At 69.1% G+C, this 22,360-nt stretch carries 25 protein-coding genes and 1 tRNA gene; 11 read left to right on the forward strand and 15 right to left on the reverse strand.

Annotated features, from left to right (window positions below; translation table 11 throughout):
- Positions 1-40 precede the first annotated feature (40 nt).
- Together AB0H21_RS05670 and AB0H21_RS05675 are read left to right on the forward strand one after the other, a co-directional pair.
- On the forward strand, positions 41-253 hold the full coding sequence (locus tag AB0H21_RS05670; RefSeq protein ID WP_358512232.1) for a hypothetical protein: 213 nt from the start codon (positions 41-43) through the stop codon (positions 251-253).
- A gap of 140 nt (positions 254-393) precedes the next feature.
- Entirely contained in the window at positions 394-684 is a 291-nt protein-coding gene (locus AB0H21_RS05675) for a YiaA/YiaB family inner membrane protein (protein ID WP_358512235.1), read from the forward strand.
- A gap of 34 nt (positions 685-718) precedes the next feature.
- On the opposite strand, the gene AB0H21_RS05680 is transcribed toward AB0H21_RS05675, so the two are convergent.
- From AB0H21_RS05680 to AB0H21_RS05700, 5 genes are all read right to left on the reverse strand, one after another.
- Positions 719-1,351, reverse strand: coding sequence for a response regulator transcription factor (locus AB0H21_RS05680; RefSeq protein ID WP_358513022.1), 633 nt, complete (start codon positions 1,349-1,351; stop codon positions 719-721).
- 142 nt (positions 1,352-1,493) lie between these two features.
- A complete protein-coding gene (locus tag AB0H21_RS05685) occupies positions 1,494-2,651 on the reverse strand; it encodes a DUF5931 domain-containing protein (protein WP_358512237.1) in 1,158 nt (385 codons plus the stop codon).
- Positions 2,652-2,880: 229 nt separating this feature from the next.
- Positions 2,881-4,059 (reverse strand): ROK family transcriptional regulator, encoded by a 1,179-nt coding sequence (locus AB0H21_RS05690; RefSeq protein ID WP_358512240.1) that lies wholly within the window; start codon positions 4,057-4,059, stop codon positions 2,881-2,883.
- A gap of 281 nt (positions 4,060-4,340) precedes the next feature.
- Positions 4,341-5,339, reverse strand: a complete 999-nt coding sequence (locus tag AB0H21_RS05695; RefSeq protein ID WP_358512243.1) for an SDR family oxidoreductase — start codon at positions 5,337-5,339, stop codon at positions 4,341-4,343.
- A 32-nt stretch (positions 5,340-5,371) separates the two neighbouring features.
- Positions 5,372-5,668: a hypothetical protein gene (locus tag AB0H21_RS05700; RefSeq protein ID WP_358512246.1), complete on the reverse strand. Its 297-nt coding sequence runs from the start codon at positions 5,666-5,668 to the stop codon at positions 5,372-5,374.
- A gap of 329 nt (positions 5,669-5,997) precedes the next feature.
- On the opposite strand from AB0H21_RS05700, the gene AB0H21_RS05705 reads away from it, so the two are divergent.
- Complete coding sequence (locus AB0H21_RS05705; protein ID WP_358512249.1) at positions 5,998-6,279, forward strand: BON domain-containing protein; 282 nt, start codon at positions 5,998-6,000, stop codon at positions 6,277-6,279.
- Entirely contained in the window at positions 6,276-7,010 is a 735-nt protein-coding gene (locus tag AB0H21_RS05710; RefSeq protein WP_358512252.1) for a metallophosphoesterase, read from the forward strand. The genes AB0H21_RS05705 and AB0H21_RS05710 overlap by 4 nt, the downstream gene beginning before the upstream one ends.
- Positions 7,011-7,198: 188 nt before the next feature.
- Here the strand turns inward: AB0H21_RS05710 and AB0H21_RS05715 are convergent, their stop codons facing one another.
- Entirely contained in the window at positions 7,199-7,348 is a 150-nt protein-coding gene (locus AB0H21_RS05715) for a GPGG-motif small membrane protein (protein ID WP_358512255.1), read from the reverse strand.
- Positions 7,349-7,603: 255 nt separating this feature from the next.
- Entirely contained in the window at positions 7,604-8,146 is a 543-nt protein-coding gene (locus AB0H21_RS05720) for a DUF1360 domain-containing protein (RefSeq protein ID WP_358512257.1), read from the reverse strand.
- A gap of 104 nt (positions 8,147-8,250) precedes the next feature.
- Here AB0H21_RS05720 and AB0H21_RS05725 point away from each other — a divergent pair, with 104 nt between their 5' ends.
- The 5 genes from AB0H21_RS05725 (at position 8,251) to AB0H21_RS05745 (ending at position 10,799) form a co-directional block, all read left to right on the forward strand.
- The gene (locus tag AB0H21_RS05725) at positions 8,251-8,853 is read left to right on the forward strand and encodes a hypothetical protein (RefSeq protein ID WP_358512260.1); all 603 of its coding nucleotides are present in this window, start codon (positions 8,251-8,253) and stop codon (positions 8,851-8,853) included.
- 98 nt (positions 8,854-8,951) lie between these two features.
- Positions 8,952-9,025, forward strand: a tRNA-Lys gene (locus AB0H21_RS05730).
- Between the two features lie 168 nt (positions 9,026-9,193).
- A complete protein-coding gene (locus tag AB0H21_RS05735; protein ID WP_358512263.1) occupies positions 9,194-9,385 on the forward strand; it encodes a hypothetical protein in 192 nt (63 codons plus the stop codon).
- A 343-nt stretch (positions 9,386-9,728) separates the two neighbouring features.
- Positions 9,729-10,271: a VOC family protein gene (locus AB0H21_RS05740; RefSeq protein ID WP_358512269.1), complete on the forward strand. Its 543-nt coding sequence runs from the start codon at positions 9,729-9,731 to the stop codon at positions 10,269-10,271.
- A 90-nt stretch (positions 10,272-10,361) separates the two neighbouring features.
- Positions 10,362-10,799 carry a hypothetical protein gene (locus AB0H21_RS05745; RefSeq protein WP_358512274.1) on the forward strand — a complete coding sequence of 146 codons (438 nt, stop codon included), beginning with the start codon at positions 10,362-10,364 and terminating at the stop codon, positions 10,797-10,799.
- Here AB0H21_RS05745 and tnpA read toward each other — a convergent pair.
- On the reverse strand, positions 10,762-11,160 hold the full coding sequence (tnpA, locus tag AB0H21_RS05750; RefSeq protein ID WP_358512279.1) for an IS200/IS605 family transposase: 399 nt from the start codon (positions 11,158-11,160) through the stop codon (positions 10,762-10,764). The two genes, AB0H21_RS05745 and tnpA, sit on opposite strands and share 38 nt — an antisense overlap.
- A gap of 52 nt (positions 11,161-11,212) precedes the next feature.
- Here tnpA and AB0H21_RS05755 point away from each other — a divergent pair, with 52 nt between their 5' ends.
- Positions 11,213-12,481 (forward strand): transposase, encoded by a 1,269-nt coding sequence (locus AB0H21_RS05755; protein WP_358512282.1) that lies wholly within the window; start codon positions 11,213-11,215, stop codon positions 12,479-12,481.
- Positions 12,482-12,532: 51 nt separating this feature from the next.
- Here the strand turns inward: AB0H21_RS05755 and AB0H21_RS05760 are convergent, their stop codons facing one another.
- On the reverse strand, positions 12,533-12,781 hold the full coding sequence (locus tag AB0H21_RS05760; protein WP_358512284.1) for a hypothetical protein: 249 nt from the start codon (positions 12,779-12,781) through the stop codon (positions 12,533-12,535).
- Here AB0H21_RS05760 and AB0H21_RS05765 point away from each other — a divergent pair.
- Positions 12,753-13,106, forward strand: a complete 354-nt coding sequence (locus AB0H21_RS05765) for an SDR family oxidoreductase (RefSeq protein WP_358512287.1) — start codon at positions 12,753-12,755, stop codon at positions 13,104-13,106. The two genes, AB0H21_RS05760 and AB0H21_RS05765, sit on opposite strands and share 29 nt — an antisense overlap.
- A gap of 242 nt (positions 13,107-13,348) precedes the next feature.
- Here the strand turns inward: AB0H21_RS05765 and AB0H21_RS05770 are convergent, their stop codons facing one another.
- The 6 genes from AB0H21_RS05770 to AB0H21_RS05795 all read right to left on the reverse strand — a co-directional run bounded on the left by AB0H21_RS05770 (position 13,349) and on the right by AB0H21_RS05795 (position 22,339).
- Complete coding sequence (locus AB0H21_RS05770) at positions 13,349-14,383, reverse strand: serine hydrolase domain-containing protein (protein ID WP_358512290.1); 1,035 nt, start codon at positions 14,381-14,383, stop codon at positions 13,349-13,351.
- Positions 14,384-14,386: 3 nt separating this feature from the next.
- Positions 14,387-16,771 carry a PEP/pyruvate-binding domain-containing protein gene (locus tag AB0H21_RS05775; RefSeq protein WP_358512293.1) on the reverse strand — a complete coding sequence of 795 codons (2,385 nt, stop codon included), beginning with the start codon at positions 16,769-16,771 and terminating at the stop codon, positions 14,387-14,389.
- Positions 16,768-17,910: an alanine racemase gene (gene alr / locus AB0H21_RS05780; protein WP_358512296.1), complete on the reverse strand. Its 1,143-nt coding sequence runs from the start codon at positions 17,908-17,910 to the stop codon at positions 16,768-16,770. The genes AB0H21_RS05775 and alr overlap by 4 nt, the downstream gene beginning before the upstream one ends.
- A gap of 4 nt (positions 17,911-17,914) precedes the next feature.
- The gene (murD, locus tag AB0H21_RS05785) at positions 17,915-19,306 is read right to left on the reverse strand and encodes a UDP-N-acetylmuramoyl-L-alanine--D-glutamate ligase (RefSeq protein WP_358512298.1); all 1,392 of its coding nucleotides are present in this window, start codon (positions 19,304-19,306) and stop codon (positions 17,915-17,917) included.
- Positions 19,307-19,419: 113 nt separating this feature from the next.
- Entirely contained in the window at positions 19,420-20,907 is a 1,488-nt protein-coding gene (locus tag AB0H21_RS05790; RefSeq protein ID WP_358512301.1) for a UDP-N-acetylmuramoyl-L-alanyl-D-glutamate--2,6-diaminopimelate ligase, read from the reverse strand.
- Between the two features lie 82 nt (positions 20,908-20,989).
- Positions 20,990-22,339 (reverse strand): hypothetical protein, encoded by a 1,350-nt coding sequence (locus AB0H21_RS05795; protein ID WP_358512304.1) that lies wholly within the window; start codon positions 22,337-22,339, stop codon positions 20,990-20,992.
- Positions 22,340-22,360: the final 21 nt, after the last annotated feature.

Consider the following 22,360-nt stretch of genomic DNA (forward strand, 5'->3'; position numbering starts at 1 on the left):
TCCCGCGGTTGACGCGGCTCACATGGGTAGGGCTGAAAGCATGAAACGTCGGTACAACGTCCGCACGGTCCTCGGAGCCGCGGGGCTGATCGTCTTCCTGGCCCTCGCCCTCTACGGCGGTATCTCCCAGGCGTGGCTGCTGTTCTTCGTGGGCCTGCTGCTGGCCATCGGCTGCATGGCGTACGTGATGATCACGGGAGCGGAGTGGAAGACCGAGCGCGAGGACACCGCCCCCAAGGTCAGACCCGACTGAGACGACGGGGTCGCCCCGCCCAGGCCGCCTGGAACAGGGCCCGCTGAGTCGAGTGCCGGTGCGGGGCGGGGCCGTACTCAGGCGTGGACGGGTACGCGTACTCAGGCCGCGGCAGCCGGGGGAGCGGGACCATCGACGGTATGAGCAAGCCGATTCACCCCACTCTGACCTCCGCCTACTACGCCCAATGCGTCATCTCCTTCGGGATCGCGGTGGGCAGTGTCGCGATCGGGGTCGCCTACCTCCCGGTGGACGCCTGGGTGCGCGCTTTCCTCGCCATCGCCGTGCTCTACACCGTCACCTCCGCCTTCATGCTCGCCAAGTGCGTACGCGACCGGCAGGAACTCGGCGCCATGTCCAGCCGCGTGGACCAGGCGCGGCTGGACAGGCTGCTGTCCGAGCACGACCCCTACAAGGTCGAAAACCTCTGAGGCCGGGACGACCCGCCGGACGGGGCCCGGCGGGTCACTCCTCGTCGAGACCTCGCTCGATCGCGTAGCGGACCAGCTCGACGCGGTTGTGGAGCTGAAGCTTGTTCAGGGTGTTCTGTACGTGGTTCTGCACCGTGCGGTGGGAGAGCACGAGGCGCTCGGCGATCTGCTTGTACGACAGGCCCTTGGCGACCAGCCGCAGCACCTCGGTCTCGCGGTCGGTCAGGCGCGGCCCGCCCGCGTCGGGGCCGGTGCGCCCGGCCAGGCGGCGGTACTCGCCGAGCACCAGGCCCGCCAGGCCCGGCGTGAACACCGGCTCGCCCTCGGCGGTGCGCCGGACGGCGTCCAGGAACTCCTCCCGCCCGGCCGACTTGACCAGGTAGCCGGAGGCGCCCGCCTTGACGGCCTCCAGGACATCGTCCTGCTCGGCGCTCGCCGACAGGACGAGCACGCGCGGGGGAGGGTCGCAGGCCGCGAGGCCGCGGGCGACCTCCACCCCGGGCAGGTCGGGCAGGCGCAGGTCGAGGATCACCACGTCGGGACGGACGGCGGCGGCGACGCGCAGCGCCTGACGGCCCTCGCCGGTGGTCGCCACCACCTCGTAGTCTGCTTCGGCGAGATCCCGGGCGACGGCGTCGCGCCACATCGGGTGGTCGTCCACCACCATCACCCGCAGCGTCTTCACGATCGTAACTGTACGGGGACCGGCGTGCCGGGCCTAGGCGGTGCGCGGACCGGGAGGTCATCGGGCCCTGGATCAGAAGCTTGGATCAGGGGGTTGGGGCGCGGGCGTGCTTCCGGGCCGGCGATCAGCGGCGGAGCCTGGCGCGGAGGCGGCGGGAGGGGCCGGGGCCGGGCACGGGGACGGTCATCTCGACCTCGGTTCCCTGGCCCGGAGTCGACACGATGCCGACCACGCCGCCCAGCCCGGCGATCCGCCCACGGATCGACTGCGCGACGCCGAGCCGCCCCTCCGCCTCGGCCTCCGCGAGCCGCCCGGCGGGGATGCCGGGGCCCTCGTCGCGCACGGTCACGGTGACGCGCGCGTCGTCCGCCTCCGCGAGCACCCACGCCCGGGCGTCGTCCCCGCAGTGCGCCCGGACGTTGTCCAGCGCCGCGCCGACGGCCGCCACCACCTCGCGCGCCCGCCTGGACGGCATCGGGATCGGCGTCGCGGGGGTGGAGACGGTCACGGTCGCCGAGCCGTAGCGGCGCAGCAGGGCGCCCACGTCGGTGAGCCCGCTCTCCTCGGGCCCGGCCGCCGGGGGTTCGCCGCGGACCATCTCGCGCAGCGCCGCCTCCTGCTCGCCCGCGAGCCGTCCCAGCTCCGCCGCCTCCCCGCCGATCTCCAGCCCCCGCCGCTTCACCAGGGCGAGCACCTGCAGGACGGAGTCGTGGATGCCCCGGGCCAGCCGTTCCCGCTCCCGGCCCGCCGCCTCCATCTCGGTGGCCCGCTGCAGGCGTTCCTCGGCCTGCTTGGTGAGCCGGGCGACGTGCCCGACCACGGCGCCGGACAGGACGAGCAGGACGGATCCATTGATCGGCACGGAAAGATGGCCGAACCCGCCCGAGCCCCGCAGCCAGATGTCGCAGAGGGACAGGATGATCGCCGCCACCGCGCCCGCCCGGCGTCCCGCGTGCACCGCCCAGGCGAGCACCGGGCCGCCGATCCAGGTCGCGGTGATCGGCATGACCCCCGCCGGACCGGCCCCGGGCCCCTGGATGTAGGGGGAGGAGAGCAGGCAGCCCAGCGTGACCAGCACGTCGAGCACCAGCAGCGTCCGGGACCTGGCGGTCGCGTAGGCGAGGGACGTGACCGCCGTCCAGAGCGCCATGACGCCGATGATCAGCCATCCCACCACGGGACGCGCGTAGCCTCCGGCGCTCGCCAGCAGCAGCGCCGCGTAGGCGAGCGAGGCGATCCGGTAGACCGCGATGGCACGCCAGAACGAGTGCTCGATCCCCATATAAGCCTCATCACGCTCGTACGGCGTGGTCGCCGGTCGACCCGACTATAGGGCGATGTGTCCCCGTCGTGGCGGGGTCACATCAGCAGCCGGATGAGCGCGGTGGCGGCGACCGCGGTGGGGAAGCGCAGGGAATCGGGGAGGTTCGCGTTCAGGGGACTTTCCTCACTACCGTGCCCTACCGGGCTTTCGGAAGGCCTACGGCCTGCCGGTGACGCGAGTGCCGGGCTCAGCCCGCGATCGTCCGGTCGACCGTATGGGGGGCCAGGACGTGGTCGATCACCATCACGGCCGCCCCGACCACGCCCGCGCGGTCGCCGAGGCGGCTCGAACGGATGCTGAGGTTATGCGTGGCCAGCGGCAGCGACCGGCTGTAGATGACCTCGCGCACTCCGGCGAGCACGTGCTCGCCCGCCTCCGAGACGTCGCCGCCGACGACGATCACCGCGGGGTTGAAGAAGTTGACGATCGACGCCAGGACGTCGCCGATCTCCCGCCCTGCCTGGCGGACGAGCCGCACAGCCTGGACGTTGCCCGCGCGCACCAGTTCCATCACGTCACGGCTGCCCTCGGCCCGCAGCCCGGCCGCGCGGAGCTGCCCGGCGAGGGCGGAGCCGCTGGCGAGCGCTTCGAGGCAGCCGATGTTCCCGCACCGGCAGACGACGTCGTCGGCCGTGGTGACCCGGATGTGCCCGATGTCGCCCGCCGCGCCCTGCGCGCCCCGGTGGAGGCGGCGCTCGGAGACGATGCCGCAGCCGATGCCCGTGCCGATCTTGACGAAGATGAGGTGGTCCACCTCGGGCTGCCCCGCCCAGTGCTCGCCGAGCGCCATGATGTTCACGTCGTTGTCGACCAGCACCGGCGCGCCGAGCCGCGAGCCGAGCCACTCCGGCACGGGGAAGCCGTCCCAGCCGGGCATGATGGGCGGGTTCACCGGCCGCCCGGAGGAGTGTTCCACCGGGCCGGGAAGGCCGACGCCGACCCCGGCGATCTGGTCGGGCGTGAGGTCGTGGGCGGCGAGCAGTTCGGTGAACGCCTCGACGAGCCAGCTCAGCGTGGGCTCGGGGCCGCGGTCGATCGGCAGGTCCGCCGTCCGGTCGGCGATGATCTCGGTCCCGAGGTCGGTGACGGCGATCCGGGCATGGGTGGCGCCGAGGTCGGCGGCGAGGACGACGCGGGCGCCGCTGTTGAAGGCGAACGCCGTGGCGGGCCTGCCGCCGGAGAAGATGGCGTCGCCGGCGGGCGTGATCAGGCGGTGGTGCATCAGCGCGTCCAGACGCTGTGAGACCGTGGATCGGGCCAGGCCGGTCATCTGCATCAGCTCGGCACGGGTGCGGGCCTGGCCGTCCCGCAGGATCGACAGCAGCGCCCCGGCGCCGAAGGCCGGCCCGCTCGGTTCACTCGACATGCCCGCAGTCAACACGGATCCCTTCGCGAACGTCAAAGCAGGTCGTCCCACCACTTTTCGTGACCGGGTCTTCGGCGACCGTACCGGCCCTTCCATCACCCTCCCGGCGGAGCGCGTTCCGGGGTCCGTAGGGACGGCGACACCGGCTCGGCGGCGCGGCGAATCCCGAAATGTCATGCCATGGTTGGCCGCACGGATGACCCTGTGGACGGCGCCCCCGTGCCGGGCCGGGCAGAGGCGGGGTCCGTCATCGCAGGGGTGCTTGAGTTCTCGTGGGTCGGTCAGCGGCGGCGCAGGGCGCGGACGGCGAGGGCCGTCGCGGCGCCGCCGCCCAAGGCGGCCGTCAGCCGGGTGCGGTTCTGGGAGAGCCACACCTGGACGCTGCGGTCCTTGGAGCGCGCGTCGAAGCTGCCATGGGCGCCGTAGTCGCGATCCTGGTCCGCGGGCTCCCAAAGATTGGCGACACCGGTCGGCTTCTTCTCGTCGGTCTGCTGGGATGAGAAGCCCGTCTTGCCCAGGTAGCGGTCGATCAGCCCCGGTACGAGCCGCTCGCCGATGATCGTGGCGGCGGTGCTGCCGCCCACCCAGTACTCCCGCCGCGCGGGGTGCTCCGCCGCGTGGACGATGGCCCGCGCGGCGACCTCCGGCTGGAAGATCGGGGGCACGGGCTGGGGGTGGCGGCGCAGCCGGGACAGCACCCAGTCGAACTGCGGGGTGTTCACGGCCGGCAACTGCACCATGGTGATCTTCACGTCGCTGTGGTCGTGCATCAGCTCGGTGCGGATCGACTCGGTGAAGCCCTTGATGGCGTGCTTGGCCCCGCAGTACGCCGACTGCAGGGGAATGCCGCGGTACGCCAGCGCCGACCCGGTCTGGACGATGACGCCCCGGTTCCTGGGCCGCATCCGCCGCAGCGCGGCGCGGGTGCCCCAGACGTACCCGAGGTAGGTGACGGCGGTCGTCCGCTCGAACTCCTCGGGTTCGACCTCCAGGAACGGCGCGAACACCGAGGAGAACGCGACGTTGATCCACACGTCGATGGGCCCGAGGTCCTTCTCGACGGCGTCGGCGGCGGCCTCGACCTGCTCCTGGTCGGCCACGTCGGCGGGGAAGACCAATGCGGTCCCGCCCTCGCCGCCGATCTCGGCCGCGGCGGTCGCGAGGCCCGTCTCCCCTCGCGCGATGAGCGCGACCCTGGCGCCCCGCTCTCCGAGTATGCGTGCCACCGCGCGGCCGACGCCACCGCTGGCGCCGGTCACCACGACGACCTTTCCGCTCAAGCTCGACATGTTCGTGCCCTTCAGCCGGTGGATCAGGGTCCGGTGCCGAGACGGCGCTGCCGCCGGAGAGCCATGGCGACGTCCACGACGGCGGCCACCACGACCACGCCGATGATCACGGCGGGGACGGTCGCCCCCGCGATCAGCGAGAGCACGCCCAGGGCGATCGCGACGAACAGCACGAACGACGCGAGGCGTATGTGGATGACATCCCGGGGCGTCGCGGCCGCCATCGGCCTGCCGGTCTCGGACCGCTGTTCAGGAGTTTCCTGCTCCTTGTGTCCTCCTTCCCGGTGGACACTCCCCATACCCGACAAATCTGACGTCATGTGTGCTCCCGAGTCTTCGCTCGCATGTCTTCGCAGGTCACGCACGTCGTTTCCTGTACGCCGCGGGATCGCCCCCGCCCGCGAGCGCCCGGTGCCATGGACGGCCCGCCGTTCCCGTCCGGGCGCCGGATCGGGCGACGTGAGCGCTCACGCCTTCGGGGTGAAGGTCGGACGGCCCGCACGCGCCGCCGGTGTCCGGAGGCGCGTATGTCCTGGACACATTGCCAAGGCGCGGTTCTATCCTGAAAGGCGAGGACCAAACCTATCCCCGGTTTCACCGGTGCCATCACGGGCACGGCGAGACCAGGACTCGATCGGAGGGGGTAGAGATGTCCCACGAGGCTCCGCATTCCGTCGCCTCGCACCACGACGCTCCCCACTACGTCGCCGCGCGCGTCCAGCGCGCCCTCGCGGAGGACGAGCGCACCTACGAGCTGGGCATCCGCGTCGACATCCGCGGCGACCAGCTCTTCCTGCGCGGCCAGGTGGAAGGCGCCGAGCGGCGCGCGCACGTCGCGGCCGTCGCCGGCGAGAACGCGCCGGGGTTCACGGTGCGCAACGAGGTGACCGTCGTCGAAGTACGGGAACCGGGGGAGGAGGAGACCCTGTGAAGATCAGAGTCGCCGCCGTCGGTGACGTCCATCTGGGCGAGGACATCCGCGGCAGATACCGGCCCCGGCTGGCGGGCATCGAGGAGCGCGCGGACGTGCTCCTGCTCGCCGGGGACCTGACCCGCCACGGCACGCCCGAGGAGGGCCGCATCGTGGCGGACGAGTTCCGCGACCTGCCCGTCCCGGTGGTCGCCGTGCTCGGCAACCACGACCACCAGTCCGACGCCGAGGACGAGATCATCGCCCTGCTGCGCGACGCGGGCATCCAGGTTCTCGAAGACGACTCCATGGTCATCCCGTGCGGGGAGGCGCGCCTTGGCGTCGTCGGGGGCAAGGGGTTCTGCGGCGGGTTCGCCGGGAAGTGCGCCAGCGAGTTCGGCGAGACGGAGATGAAGGCGTTCGTCCGGCACACCCGCGAGATCGCCGACCTTTGGCACAAGGCGCTGAAGGGCCTCGACACCGACCACCGGGTCGTGCTGAGCCACTATTCGCCGATCAAGGACACCCTGGCGGGCGAGCCGCCGGAGATCTACCCGTTCCTCGGCAGCTACCTGCTGGCCGAGGCGGTCGACGCCGAGGGCGCCGATCTTTTCATCCACGGCCACGCGCACGCCGGGGTCGAGAAGGGCGTGACGCCGGGCGGCGTCCGCGTCCGCAACGTGGCCCTGCCGGTGCTGCGCCGGGCCTACGCGGTGTACGGCCTGGGCGGCGACGACCCCGAGGGCTGCTGAGGTCACGCCACCGGTTCACCGGCCCCGCCGAGGATCCTTGACGAGGCCCGTTTCTCGTGGAGCCCGTTCTCACGGGCCGGTCGCCGGGGTACCACGACCGCGGACGGCGGACGGCGGACGGGGGTACGCAGGTCCGCCGTTTCCGCGTTCTCATGGCCCCGGATCCGGGGCCGGTCGTCGTGGTACCGCTATGGGTGAAAGATGCTCACACCGCCCGGGCCGACGAGGAAGCCGAGGACGATCAGGACGATCCCCCAGAGGAGATCGCGACGGGCCAGGATGACGTAGATCCCGGAGATGACCAGTATGACGGCGATGATCCAGAGAATTGTTCCCATGCGCACCAACTGCCCTGACAAATCAGGCATTAACGCGGTTGCGGATCAACTCTTCCCCTCGCGGGGTTCATGGGCAAGTAACCCCCAACCAACGTCCTGAACAGCGCAAACAACGCCCCGCCCCGCGCGTCGTCCGTCCCGCGCAACTCGAAAGCCGCCGTGGCTAGGACACAGGAAGGGCGTACCTGGGCCCGGGGAGCGCCCGGGGGCTCGTCGTGTCCGGGCGGGGGGCGATGTTCCGGGAGAGTTCGCTCATCACTCGGAGTCCCCTCCCCTCTCCGGTTCCCCCTCCGCCACCTGCATCAGCCGTGCGTACGCGAGCTGCAGCCAGTCGGACACGGCGACGGCGGACATGGTCGCGCCGGCCAGCCGGGTGAAGCCGGGCGCGAACACCATGCCCGCGGCGTACGCGGTCGCGACCCACTGCGCGAGGCAGAACGGGCAGGTCAGGAGCTCGCCGACCGCGTGCCGGACGCCGTGGCCCCGGACCTCCTCCCTCAGTTCCGCAGGACCGCTCACTCCGGCGTACCGTGTGAAGGGGGCACGGAGCGGGCTCGTGACGGGGTCCTTGGTCAGGGTGCGGGACACGCGATGCGTGGTCAGCCCCATGAGCACGAGGTCCAGCGGGGCGATCCGCTCCGGCGCCTTGATGCCCGTGATCCTGCCCAGTCCCACCAGGCCCGCGACGGCACCGCCGTAGACGGTGAGAATGCGCAGGTAGGAACCGAGCGGACGATCGGTCCCGCTCTCGTAGGCCCGTTCCTCCTCACGAAGCTTGTTCTTCACAGAAAGGGTCATAGGCGGCGAGTACCCCCGCTGGGCACGTCCATGCCCAGGGTTTGGGCTGGAAAAGGGGGTAGTCGTGATGATCTTCGACCATCGCTCTTCATGGGGGGTGAGCCTTGGGCAGCCACACGCATGAGGTCACCGATGCGATCATCGACACGCTCAAGCGGGCCGGCTCGGCGCTGAAGGCCGAGGGCATCCGGTTCGCGCTGGCGGGCGGGTGCGCCGCCTATGCGCGCGGCGCGGCGCCGTCGCTGCACGACGTCGACTTCGCGCTCGTGGAGGAGGACGTGCCCCGCGCGCTGGAGACCCTGAGGCAGGCCGGGTTCCGCACGGCCAAGCCGCCGGAGGACTGGCTGGTCAAGGCCTTCGACGAGGACGACAGGCTCGTCGACCTCATCTTCAGGATCGAGGAGCGGCCGATCACCCCTGAGATGATCTCCCGTTCCCACATGATCAACACGGCGGCCCTCAGCCTGCCGGTCCTGGACGCCACCGACCTGGTCATCACGTGGATCATGCCGATGTCGGAGCACAGTTGCGACTACGGCTCGCTGCTGCCGCAGGTCCGCGCCCTGCGCGAGCAGGTGAACTGGGACCGGGTCGCCGAGGTCGTCTCGGTCTCCCCGTACGCCTCCACCTTCCTCACCCTGCTGGACCGCCTCGGCGTGGCCTGCCCCAAGCCCCCCGCGGAGGACGCCGACATCCGCTGGCCCTGAAAAGCCCACATCACCCCTCGCCGAGAGCCCAGGTCACAGGACATGCCGGAACAATGTCACAGGCACCCTCTTTGTGCCGCTACTCTAGATGGAGTCACGCGCCGCTAGCTCAGTTGGTTAGAGCAGCTGACTCTTAATCAGCGGGTCCGGGGTTCGAGTCCCTGGCGGCGCACCGCACGAAACCCCAGCTCGGTGCACTGAGCTGGGGTTTCTTGGTTCTCGAGGACTCTCGGACGAGGTTGAGAGCGGCCGTTGGTCGCTCCCTGGTTCGGCATGGTTCCGGCAAACGACGGGCGTTCCAGTGTCCGCGTCGCCCTGTGTTCGTCAGGTCAGACCCAGGATGTCCCACGCGGCACGCATGGTGATCAACGGGATCACGGCGGTGTTCGCCATGGCGCGGGCGTGTCGCCAAGGCGTCGTGCGGCGGCCGAGGCGTGCGGTCGGCGGTCAGGGCGTCGGGTGGTGGCAGGGGCTTGTGGTGGCCGGGGTGTACGGCGGCGAGGGCGTCAGGTGCGGGCCGCGGGGCTCGTGAGGATTGATCCGCGATCGACATAACAGTAATTCGGATTCGGACAAATCGCCGATTCGTGGAGCGAAAACCATTGACCCTCGGTTACGGCGACCTTACGTTTCCATTCACTCTGAGTGCCGTGTCCCAGCCTCGGTGAGGCGGGAGGCATGGCTGTCGCATCCTGTAACACCTGTGATAAAAATCCACACTAACGTTCGTTAGGTTGGCCGTGTAGCGGCACATCCCTGCGGGCCTGGAGCGACCCGGACAGCGGTGTCCGTGGCGTCGGCGAGGCCCGGATCCATCCATCGTTCTGGCGGACCTCGGCCGCGTCCCATCCCGATAGAAAAAACCGGAGGAACAGGTGATCAACAGCAAGGTCGCCATCGACCACGTCGGACTCTCGGTGCCCGACCTGGACCAGGCGGTCGACTTCTTCGTCGACGTGTTCGGCTGCGAGGTCGTGCTCCATGCCGGCCCCTACGACGACTTCGGCTACGTCTGGCCCGGAGACACCGGCCCCGAGAAGGCGACCCTGAGGCTCGCGGTGCTCCGCCATGGTGACTCTCACAACATCGAGCTGCTCGAATACAGCGACCGTTCGGTCGGCGAACTTCCCGCGGCGCCCCGGCCCGCCGACCCGGGCGGTATGCACCTCGCGTTTTACGTGGAGGACATCTACGAGGTGGAGCGGCAGCTCAAGCAGCGCGACGACATCAGGTTCCTCTGTCCCGTCGTACGGGAGGAGGGCGGTCCACTCGACGGCCTGGACTGGGCGTACTTGCTGACGCCGTGGGGACTTGTCATCGAGCTTCTGCGGTGGCGTCCCGGCCAGATGCCCTACGAGGCGACCACGGCCAAGCGCATGGTTCCCCCACCCTGGCTCCGGCCCGGCGGTGCGCGATGACGCACCGTTTTCCACCAAGGTGGCCTGACGGCCTGCGACTCCGTCAGGCCCGCCGCTCTCCCTCGCTTCTAAGCGCAGAAGGGACTGGCCGTGACCGCTGAATCGACCTCTGGACCCGCTGCCGGTCTGAGCGAGGCGAATCGACCCGGAGGGGCCCCGGACGACGGGTCGCAGCCATCGCTGCAAGGAAATCTCGGCGTCGCGAGCGTCTTCTTCTCGGTCCTCGCGTGGGCGGCACCGCTGCTTGTGGTCGTCGGCCTGATGCCGTCGATGATCGGGTTCGCCGGCTCAGGAATCATCGCGAGCTTCGCGGCGACCACGCGGATCCTCCTGCTGTTCTCCATCGGCTACACGACGATCACCCGCTATGTGGACCGCCCGGGTGCCTTCTACCGAAATGCGGGCCAGTGCTCCGGCCTTCACTTCAGGCTGGGGGTGAAGGCTCGCGCGGGAGTGCCCGCTAGGGCGCGAGCGTGTCTTCACCCGCAGGTCACAGTGGGCGTTGCTGCTGCTCGATGTACTGCTTGACTACCGTGAGCGGTGCACCGCCGACTGATCCGGCGAAGTAGGACCCGGACCAGAAGTGCCCACTCCACAGGTACTCGCGGACATGCGCGGCATACTCCTTGCGCAGGAGCCGTGCCGAGACGCCCTTGAGACTGTTGACCAGTTTGGACAGGGCGACCTTCGGCGGGTGGTGGATCAGCAGATGGACATGGTCGTGTTCGCCGTTGAACTCGCCCAACTCGACCTCGAAGTCCGCGCACACCTCCCGCATGATCTCCTCGCAGCGGGCCGGCATCTCGTTTGTGAACACCCCCCGCCGATACTTGGTGACGAACACCAAGTGCGCGTGAAGGTTGCAGACGACATGCCGTCCGCTGCGCACATCCGGGCTCGGTTTCCCTCCCGGTGACGCAACGAAACGATACGATCACGGTGTGGAGAAGGTAAAGCAGGCGCGGGCGCATGTGGCCCGCCTGGAGTTGAGCACGGCCCAGGTGGCGGTGCTGGACGGTCAGGCGCACACCGCCCGCGCGCTGTGGAACCTGTTGCACGAGTACGCCACCTTCCGGCAGGGCCGGTTGGCGACGTTGAAGGACTGCGACGAGGCGATCCGGGTGGCTCGTCGTGAGATCGACTGGATGGGCCGGCTGCCCGCCCAGGCCGCCCAAGCCGTGCTGAAGACCTACCGGCAGGCGTGGGCGAACTTCTTCGACCCTGATCACCCCGCGGGGCGCCCGACGTTCAAGGCCCGGGTGCGATCCCGGATGGCCGTGGATGTGCCCCAGGCCCGCGATCTGCAGATCAAGCGGGTCAACCGGCGGTGGGGCGCGGTCGGCCTGCCCAAGGCCGGGCGGGTCCGGTTCCGGTGGACCAAGGACCTGCCCGGCGTCACCAAGGGCGGCCCGGCCGGGCGGATCACCGGAGCCCGGCTGGTCAAGGACGCCTTCGGCTGGCAGATCGTTTTCCGCACCGAGACCATGGCCGCCGCGGTCATGGACACCCATCCCGGCCCGGCCGTGGGGATCGACCGGGGCATCAACGTCGCCCTGGCCCTGTCGGACGGCACCCCGCGTGAGCACGGGCCCTGGCTCACCGGCGGCGAGCGTGAACACCTGCGCCGCCTGGAGAAGAAATCCGCCCGCCAGCGCGCCGCCCGTACCCCCGGGCAGCGGACCTCTCATCGGCTGACCCGTACCTATGACCAGATGGCCAGGCTCCGCGCGACAGCCAAGCGCCGAGCCGTGGACTGGCAGCACAAGACCACCACCGAACTCGCCGGCACCTTCAGCGTGGTCGTGGTGGAGGATCTGAAGATCACGAACATGGTCCGCTCCGCCAAGGGCACGATCGAGCGGCCCGGCCGGAACGTGACGCGGAAGGCAGGGCTGAACCGTGCCATAAGCGGCGAGGCGTGGGGCCGCACGGTCACCCTGCTGGAGTACAAGACCCGTGATCGCGGCGGCCTGGTGGTGAAGGTGCCCGCCCCGGGCACCTCGCAGACCTGCCACCGGTGCGGGCACCGCGACCCCGCCTCCCGTGACGGCACCCGGTTCTCCTGCACCAACCCCGGATGCGGATGGACCGGCCACGCAGACACCAACGCCGCGATCAACATTCGCAACGCCGCAGGAACTGTGGTGTCAGGACGTGGAGACCTCGGGGCTGCCCGGTCTGCGAAGCGTCAACCCCCGCGCGCCGCTTAACCACGACGCGACGGGAGAATCTCCGGCCTTCACTTCAGGCCGGGGAGGAGTTCAAATCCGCGTCAACGGGCTCAGCTGGGCACCATCGCCGCCCTGTTCCTGATGTGCTGCGTCTCGCTGGCGGTCCTCGGCTACTTCCGGCGGCACCGGACGCTTCGAGCCGGCCGAGCGTGGTCTACGCTCGCCGCACCGGCGCTCGGCCTGCTCGGGCTCTTCGCGATCTTCGTGCTCGCCCTCGCCAACGTCGGTGCGCTCATCGGTGGTCGGGCCCATGCGCCGCCAGGGCGGCGGCTCGATCATCAACATTTGCTCCACATCGGGCCTGGTCGCCTTTGAGAACAACTTCTCCTATGTCGCATCCAAGTGGGCCGTTCGGGGCATGACCAAGGCCGCGGCGCTCGAACTCGCGCGGGACGGGATCAGGGTCAATGCCGTCTGCCCTGGAGAGACCGACACGCCGCTTATCAGGGCTGACCCGACGGTCTCTCCCCCCACCGGGCTGCCGTTCGGGCGATGGGCGCGTGCCGAGGAAATCGCCTCCGCCGTGGTGTTTCTTGCCTCTGACGAGTCGTCGTACATGACCGGCAGCGACGTTGTGGTGGACGGGGCTTACACGGCCGGATAGATCGGGGCGGGTGAGGCGCCTCTCGCTCTTTCCCAGGGCTCGGCCGCGGGTCGGCGCGGGGCAGCTCCTCGCCCGCGCCGAGACGAACACGATCCTCGGCCTTGTCGCTGAGCGCTACTCCCCTGTCGAGCTCGCCGAAGAGCCGATCGAGGTGCGCACCGACAGGCTCTTCCGCGACTGCTGGCAGGACTGGACGGCATCCCGACCCCCGGGGGTGTGGGTTCCGGCCTGGCCCGTAGAAATCACCCGAAGATCGCCGCGCGGAAGACCCCGCGGACGTTCATGATCGGTGTGCGGTCCGAGCTGTAATACAGCTTGTTGGTGAGCATGACAGCCCAGCTATCCTGCTTCGGCGACAGCCACATGCCGGTCCCGGTGAAGCCGTAGTGGACGTATACGACCTCTTGACCGGGCGGGGGGAACCAGAACAGGCCCCATGGCGGGGTGAGATCTCCGGTATGGACCTGAAGGGACTCGGCGAGCCAAGCAGGGCCGAACCCGGCCCGGTCAGGATCGGAGCCAAGGGACAGAAGGTGCTGCAGGAACCGGGTCAGGTCCGGCAGCGTGGAGAACACCCCCGCGCTGCCGCACACTCCGCCCAGCAGACGGGCCGAGTAGTCATGGACAACACCCTTGAGACGGGTGCCTGTGTCTGAGTCGAGCTCGGTGGGCGCGCATCGGCTCCGATCGGTGGCCGGCAGCGGGCCGAAGCGTGTGCTGGTCATGCCGAGCGGTTTCCAGATCCGTTCGGTGGCGAGCTGGTCGAGCGGGGTAGTGGTGAGGTGCTCGGCCAGGAAGCCGAGGATGAGTCCGGCTCGGTTGGTGTATTCGACAGCCTCGCCTGGTGGCCGGTGTAGCTGCTCGCGCAGGATGCCGTCACGGATGCTTTGAGGGTCGGTGCCGTACAGGTTTTTGAGGTTGGATCGGAGCGGCAGGCCAGCGGTGTGGGTGAGTAGCTGGCGGGCGGTGACCTGGCCGATCGGGTAGTCGACGACCTCGGGCCAGATGGTGGCCAGCGGGTCGTCGAGAGGGAGCATGCCGTCGTGCCAGATAGTCCCGATCACTGTCCACACAGCGAGGATCTTGGTGAGGCTGGCGACGTCGAAGAGCATGTCCGATCGCATCGCGGATGTGGGGTTGGTCGGGTCCGCCAGCCCGCAGGCGCCGAAATCGAGCACGGCGTCGGCGCTGCCGGTTGCCCAGACCGCACCGGGAAACACCTGCTGGTGTACAGCCTGGTCGAATTGCTCGGCGATGGTGTCGTGGAAGTCGAGCATGGCTCAGCCTGGGATGATGCGCTGCTGCGCGCAGTCGAGGGTGATGGTGCCCGCATGGGCGAGGTGGTCGAAGATGTCGCGTCCGCATCCGATCGCCGCCGGGATGCCGATCTCCGTGCATCTGATAGCCATGTGAGAGGCGGCCCCGCCGTACTGGGTTATCAGTCCTGCGATGTTCCGGCAGAACAGGAACTCGTAGCCGGGGTCGGCATTCGTGGTCAGGACGATCCGCCCGGTCAGATCGACGTCGGCGAGCTGCGTCTGCGCGAGCAGGACGGCCGGCCCGGTGATGGTCTTGTTGGTGATGAAGTTCGGCGCCGAACGGCCGGTGACGACATCGACATCCCAGAGCCCAGAGATCACGTCGGGAAGATGAACAAGGCTCTGCGCTTGGTAGATGCGGCGCCGATCCTCCGCGACGTGCCGCAGCCGGTCAGTATCGCGGGAGGTGACAGTGGACGTCGCGCAGGCCAGTAGGTCCTCCACCGTGAGCCAGGAAAGGCAGGCAGCATCCAGGTCGTGCTGCTGCCCGAATGCGCTGATGAGGTCGAGCGCGTGCGAGAGGTTCGCCGTGAACTCGAATTTGTACCCTTCACGGCGCACCTGGGCTTCACGTATGAAGTCGAGCAGCGTTGAGGCGTCGAACTCGAACCCGGCGTGCTCCAGGTGGTCGTCAATGTCTCCCATGACGCGGGCGGGCAGCACACCGGTGGCCGGCGCTTGGCGCCTGTGCTGTGAGCCCACCCCGGACAGGTAGAGGTGGGGTGCTGCCGCGTAGCTGGGGATCGTGATGTCGTACGTGCCGGGCCTGAGGTGCCCGTACCGGGCCAGGAAGTCCTCTTGAGGTAGATCGCCGTGCTGGCATGCGGCCAGGTCTGCCGCGAATCGTGTGGAGACGGTCTCGATGCCGGCCAGGAACCCGTCGTGCTGCTCCTGGTCGATTACGCCCGTGGTGAGCAGCGATCGCCAGAGCGCGACCCCCATGAATGTCCCTCTGACCGCCACGGCGAACGGCAACGTGCCGAAGTGCAGGCAGTCCTCCAAAAGGGCGTCGGCGAGGAACAGAGGGTGTTCCTCGCCGATCCGGTCGAGTAGTTCGGCCCGACGGGCGGGAAGCTGGTCGATGCGGTAGTGCATGTGGGAGCGGACGCCGCGCAGGTCCCGGATCACGCTGTTGGACAGCCTGAGGAGGCTGCCGCGCAGCTGGTCGATCTCCTGCGCCGTGAAGCCTGCTTCGGCCATCGCGGTGGCGTGGGTGGAGAAGTCCAGGTCTAAGACGCTGGGACAGACGAGGAACTCGATCTTGTCGTGGGCTTGTGGGGCGCGACCGAGGCGGGCCAGATAGAAGTCCACCAGGCTGTTGCACAAACCGTCATCGAGGTCCGCGGGCAGGTAGGAGTTGAGGTCTGCCCTCACGTCGATGTACGGGTGACCCGCCAGGGTGACCATGAGCTGGTGAGGTGCCGGGTTGCGGTATCCGAGTCGGGCCCGAGCCTCGCGCCACACCTCCCGCGTGATGAGCCGTTGATATAGCGACAGCGCCAGAGGGCGAGGATGTGACCCGATCATCTCGGCCGGGTTCCAGTCGGCCATGGTGCTGTACACGCCGCCGTAGCTGCCGCACAGGCCACCGCGGGGGCGCTTCTGCCCGTGGATGGCGTCTTTGATCTGGGCGATCTCGGCGGCTACACGCGCGTCCTCGTCGGTACGGTCACGAACCCCCACTTGCAGCGGACGGGCTTGGAGCACGTACAGGTGTCCCGAGCTCACGGCGAACTCCACGTCCAACTCGGTTCCGGTGAGCTGCACCAGTTCCCGGACAATGGCGGCCACCGCGCCCAACGGTGGCCGCAGCTCCGCGGCGAAGACGTCATGGTGTATGCGCACCCCCTCAGGGACGGCGCCGACGCCGCTGGTGACGGTGTCGGTGAGCTTGCCCTCGCTGTAGTTCACCACCAGATACGGCGCACCGTTCAGGTCACGGCTGAAGGCAACGCCGCTGGCGGTGACATCGGCCAGCATTGGTTGAATGAGCACCTCGAAGTCGTCGACATCCTGCCCGTGGCGGCGCGTGTAGCTGGAGATGACGGCCTCGACGGCATCGGTGACAGCGGCGATCTCTGATGCGGGGACGTGGAGCACGCTGGCGTAGAGGCCGGCGGCGGAGTGGGTGTCTGTGTCCTCGTCTGGCGCACTGCTGCGCACGATCAGCTCCTCGTCAGGGAAGGCTTCACGTACTGCGTCGATGACGCTCTGCTGGTCGTTCCTCCACTGGGCAACGGTGACGGTCACCTGATCCAAGACGGTTGCCGTGGTCAGCGCGCCGCGCACCCGGGCGAGCGTCTGGGCCTTGGTGCCGAGGACGATGGGGATGGTGGCAGCGGTCATGCGGAAAGCTCCATTGGGGCATGCGGGGTGATGACGGTGCGCGGGAAGGTGGGAGCGACGCGAGTAAGTACGTCGCTGTTGATGGTCCCGGCGAGGCGAGCCCACTCCTGAGCGTCGATGGCGCGGACCCCCTGGGCTCCGATCAGGGTGACGGCGTCTCCGAGGGCGGCCTGCGGGATGTCGGTGACGTCGACCGTCAGGTGACTCATCCCAACGGTCCCGATGATCGGCGCGTGGCAGCCGTGAATCAGCACACGGCCGGCACCCGCGAGCACCCGCGGGATGCCGTCAGCGAAACCCGCGGGCACCACGGCGACGACCACAGGCTCCAAGGTGCGGTAGGTGGCGTCGTAGCCGATGCTCGCGCCGGCGGGCATCTCGCTGACGTGCGCGATGTGGGAGGTCAGCGACAGCACCGAGCGCAGGCCGATCCCGAGGGGCGCGGCGGCGTAGGCCGGTGCCAGGCCGTACAGCAGGGCGCCAGGGCGGACCATCTCTAACGGGGTGTCGTTGTGCAGGCCGGCGGCGAGCGCGGAGCTGGCCAGCGCATGCCGCGCAGGACGGTGCCCGAGCACCTCGACGACCTTCTCGTACATCCGCTGGAATCGCTGGAGTCCGTCAGCGAGCGAGTCACGGCAGGTGCCGCCCAGGTGGGTGTACACGCTCGCCACCACCAGGTGGTCGAGCATGGTCAGGCGCTCGATCTGGGCGACGCCGGCGGGGGTAGGCGCCCACCCGTACCGCCCCAGTCCGGTGTCCACCTCCAGGTGAACTGGCGCCCTCCGGCCGAGGCGGACGGCGGCGCGGTGCAGATCTCGGGCGGCGGCGAGCGTGGACAGAGACGGACGTACTCTGCGCGCCACTAGCTCGGCCATTGCAGATGCGGAGGTCGGCGATAGGACTGTGATCGGCGCACGGAGTCCGGCCTCCCGCAGGACGCATGCCTCCTCGGGAGTGGCTACGGCCAGCTGGTGGACACCGTGGTGAACGAGCAGCCGGGCGGCTGGGACCAGACCGTGTCCGTAGGCGTTCGCTTTGACGACGCCCATCACCTGCGCCGTCCCGCTCAAGTGGCGGACCGCGCGGATGTTGTCTCGTATCGCTGCCTCGTCGAGGCAGACGCGTATCCGCTCGGCCACGTCCTCACCCCGCGGGCAGCAGGGTGGATCTGCCCGCACCGCAGAGCAGACGCACCTGCTGTTTGAAGTTGGAGCCGCGCGTGCGGTGGTCAGGGAACATGTCCTTGCTGTTGGCGCCAGGCGAGAACAGCACCACGTCGCCGGGCTCGGCCACTTTGACGGCCTGGCTGATCGCCTCGGCCAGGCTGGTGGTCTCGGTGATGGCGGTCATGCCGTGTGCACGCGCCGCCGCGATCGTGCGAGGCCCGGTCTGCCCCAGCGTGATGAGATGGCGCACGCGACCAGTGAGGGTGGCCGCCAGTGGGGTAACGTCGGCTTCCTTGTCGTCCTTGCCTCCCGTGATCAGCACGATCGGCCGGTCAGGAAAGGCGTCGAGGGCGTGCAGCGTGGACCACGGATTGGTGGCCTTGCTGTCGTTGTAGTAGTCGACCCCGGCAGCGGTGGCGACATGCTCGATGACGTGCTCGCGCCCTGGATAGCTTGTGGCGACGTCGCGGATTGCTTTGACGGGGACGCCTTCGCGCAGGCCGACTGCCATCATCGCCATGATGTTGGGCAGGCTGCCGGGCACCTGCAGCTCACGCCGGGAGCACACCGTGACCTGGTCCCCGTCGTAGATCGCCGCCACCTGGCCGCGTTCGAGGAACACCCCTTCACGGCCGGCGGGCAGCGGTCCGCGGGTGCTGAAGAAGATGGCGCGGCCGGGACTGGACTCGGCGATCTGGCGGCACACCGGGTCGTCGAGGTTGGCGATCGTGGCGTGGTCAGGCGTGTGGTTGCGGACGATCCGTGTCTTAGCCGCGACGTACTGCTCCCACGTGTAGACGTCCATGTGCTCGCGGCGGACGTTGGTCAGGACCGCTGTGCGCGGTGCGAAAGCGTGGCAGTTCTCCAACTGGGAGGCGGAGACCTCGATGACCGCGACGTCGTCGTCCTGCATGAGGGACGCCGACGAGGTGAACGGGTGACCGATGTTTCCGGCGACGAGCGCGGTACGGCCTGCGGCGCGCATCAGGTCGCGGATCAGGACGGTTGTGGTGCTCTTGCCGTTCGTGCCGGTGATGGCCGTGATCGGGCACGGGCAGACGGCGGCGCCAAGTTCGATCTCGCTCCACACTGGGATGCCGTGCATGTGCGCCTCGTGCAGCACGGGCAGGTCGCGAGGGACGCCAGGGCTGCGGACGATCAGGTCGAAGTCGGCGCAGCTCGGAGGCGCCTGGCCGAGGCAGTAGAAGATCGGGAGACCGGCGAGCCGAGTCAACGCCGAGGCAACGTCATCGCGGTCGCGGATGTCGGTCACGGTCACCGGCCAGCCGCGCGAGGCACACAATGCTGTGGCGGCTTCTCCGCTGGCTCCGAGTCCAAGGACCAGGATGCGGGCATGACTAAGGAGCATGATGACTCCAAGGGGGATGGCTGGACGGAGCCAGCCGAGAGATGAGAAGCGCCGGCCGGATGGCGGCCGGCGCCGTTGGTGGGGATGACGCCGGATAGCGGCGTCGTCCCGTCCTAGAAGGACTGCGTCGCGCTGGCGGCGAGCTCTTGCACGGTCTCCATGTCGTCGAAGTGCACCTGGCGGTCGCCGACGATCTGATACGTCTCGGCACCCTTGCCCGCGATCAGGATGACGTCGTCCCGCTCGGCCACGGCGAGCGCCCGCGCGATGGCCGCCCGGCGGTCGGGGATGCGCTCGTAGTCGGTGCCGGTTGCGGCGAGTCCAGGGATGATCTGGTCGATGATGGCGTCGGGGTCCTCGCTGCGCGGGTTGTCGCTGGTGACGATCACGTAGTCGCTGTTCTTGCCCGCGATCTCGCCCATGGGGGCGCGTTTGGTCGTGTCCCGGTCGCCACCGCAACCAAACACCGTGATGACGCGGCCAGCGGCGACGTCTCGGATCGTCGTGAGTACCTTCTCCAAGGAGTCGGTCGAGTGGGCGTAGTCCACGATCGCCGACACTCCGGCCGGGGACTGGTACGACTGGAACCGGCCAGGGATCGGAGGCAGCTGCCTCAGAGCCCCCAGGACGGCCTCCAGGTCATGCCCCAGCAGATGGCTGGTGGCGATCACGGCCAGCGAGTTGTAGACGGCGAACCGGCCGGGGATCGGTACGCGCGCCTCATACTCGCGGTCGGCGTGGTGCAGGACGAACCGGGTTCCCGTGGCGTCAACGACCAGGTCCGTGGCCCGGAAGTCTGCAGTTGCGGCGTCCAGGCCGTACGTGGTCGTCGCGTCCGGCATCAGCCTGACGATGTCGGCGGTGACCGGGTCGTCCGCATTGGCCACCGCCCGCTTGCACAGGCCACCGAAGAGCAGCAGCTTGGCCTGCGCGTACGCCGCCATGGTGCCATGACTCTCCAGATGGTCCGGCGTGAGGTTGGAGAAGACGCCGACGTCGATGTCCGCGCAGTCCACGCGGTGCAGCTCCAGGGCGATCGAGGACGCCTCCATGACAACGGTCCCGGCCCCTCGATCACGCATGCACCGCATGATGTGGTGCAGATCGACCGACTCGGGAGTGGTTGGGGTGGTCTTGTCCACCTGGATCGGCTCGTAGGCGACACGGTAGCCGTCGGTGCCGATCACGCCAACCCGTTGTTTGGCCCCGAGGCGCAGCACCGCCTCGACCATGTAGCTGATCGAGGTCTTGCCGTTGGTGCCGGTTACGGCGATGACGTTCATCTCACGGGCGGGCTCCCCGAAGTAGCGGGAGGCCACGGTGGGGACCGCCGCCCGGGTGTCGGCCACCTGCACGACGCACACGTGCGGTGGTACGGGCTGCTCGATGAGGTGCTCCACCAGGATGGCGATCGCGCCCCGTTCGACGGCATCCTGGATGTGCCCGTGCCCGTGGCTTCGGGTGCCCCGCATCGCGATGTACATGGACCCGGCGGTCATCCGCCGAGAGTCGTAGGCGATGCCGGCCCGGACATCTGTCGTCTCTGGATCGCCCTGGACCACGTGGTGGTCGTACCCGGCGAGAAGATCACTGAGTTTCATGCGGCTCCCTTTTGGGGGTTAGCCTGCCCGAGCAGGCTGGCCTGCGTCTGAGCAACGCGCTGGGGACGTCGGAGTGTGCTGCTCACACGATGGGCCAAGGGCCATGGTCGCGGTAGAGGGTGCCGTGGTGCGGCCGGTGCGGTTGACCGTTGAGTTGGTGCGCTTGGTGCGCTTGGTGCGTTTCCGTTCCGCGCCGCAGATCCCGGCGTACATTCAGAGTCAGCTTGCCTGTGCTTCCTCCTGCTGGAAGGCCCGTTGCATGGCCCGCACTCGCACCGCTGGGGATCCGTCGGCAGCGCCCAACCTGTCGCTCAGGGGGCTGCTCGACCAGGTTGGATGGCGCCCCGAGGCTCTTGCCCGGAGAGTCAACGCCGTTCTCGAACAGCCGCCTTGGAAGCGCCGTATCCACGAGAAGACGCCCTACAAGTGGTTGCGCGGCGAGGTGCCGCATCCCCCCATCCCGGACATCGTGGTGGACCTGCTCGGACAGGCCATCGGGCACCCTGTGGCGCACGACGAGGTATGGCCGACCACAGTCCGAAACGGTCGTCCCCAGCTCTGGCGGGTAGAGGACCTCGACGTACCGTGGGATCACACGGGACTGCTGCAACTCTTGGGAGCGTGGCCTGGCATGCTGACGCGACGCACGTTTCTGGCCCTGAGCGGCGCGGCGCTGACTGACCCTGCCTGGCAGTGGCTGGACGCCCCCGTCCCCGTTCCGGCGCGAGGGGGAACCTCCACGCAGGTTCCGCCTCCGCTCCTGCCCATCATTGATGGCATGGTGGCCGGCGCCCAGCAGCTCGACGAGAAGCACGGGAGCGCCGCGGCTGATTTCGTGGCCGGCCAGTTCGCCACGGTTGCGCGGATCGTGCGCCGCAGCACGTACGACGCCGAGACGGGGCGGCGCCTGTGCGCCGCGCTTGCCCAGCTCGCCCAGACATCCGGCTGGATGGCTCAGGAGGCCGCCCAGGACGGTCTCGCGCAACGCTGGTATCACCTCGGTCTGCGTAACGCTCACTCCGCCGGAGACCGCAGCCTGGCCGCCAGCATCATGGCGCTGATGAGCAATCACGCCACAGCGCTCGGCAGGCACGGTGACGCGCTCCAGCTCGCTGCCGCTGCCGGGGAGGCCGCATCCCAGACTCCCGCCGCCGTACAGGCGTTGATCGCCGCGCGTAGTGCTCTGGCGCACGCAGGCGCGGGCGATCTGACGGGGGTCGAGCGTGCCCGTGCCCGTGCCGCCGAGCTGATCAACGACGCTGATGAGCGGCCGACGTGGGCCAGGTACGTTACGGCGACAGAGGTGGACGCGATCGCCGGGAGGGCTCTCGTCATGCTGGCCCGCCACGTCCCCGGGCGCCGCCAGGGCAGCCTGATTCGTGATGCCGAGACGCTCCTGCGTGAGCGCGCCCTGGACCCGGCTGAGGATCATCGCAGGTCGGCCCTACGACAC

The organism is Sphaerisporangium sp. NPDC051011 (assembly GCF_040653595.1).
Taxonomy (GTDB): Bacteria; Actinomycetota; Actinomycetes; order Streptosporangiales; family Streptosporangiaceae; genus Sphaerisporangium.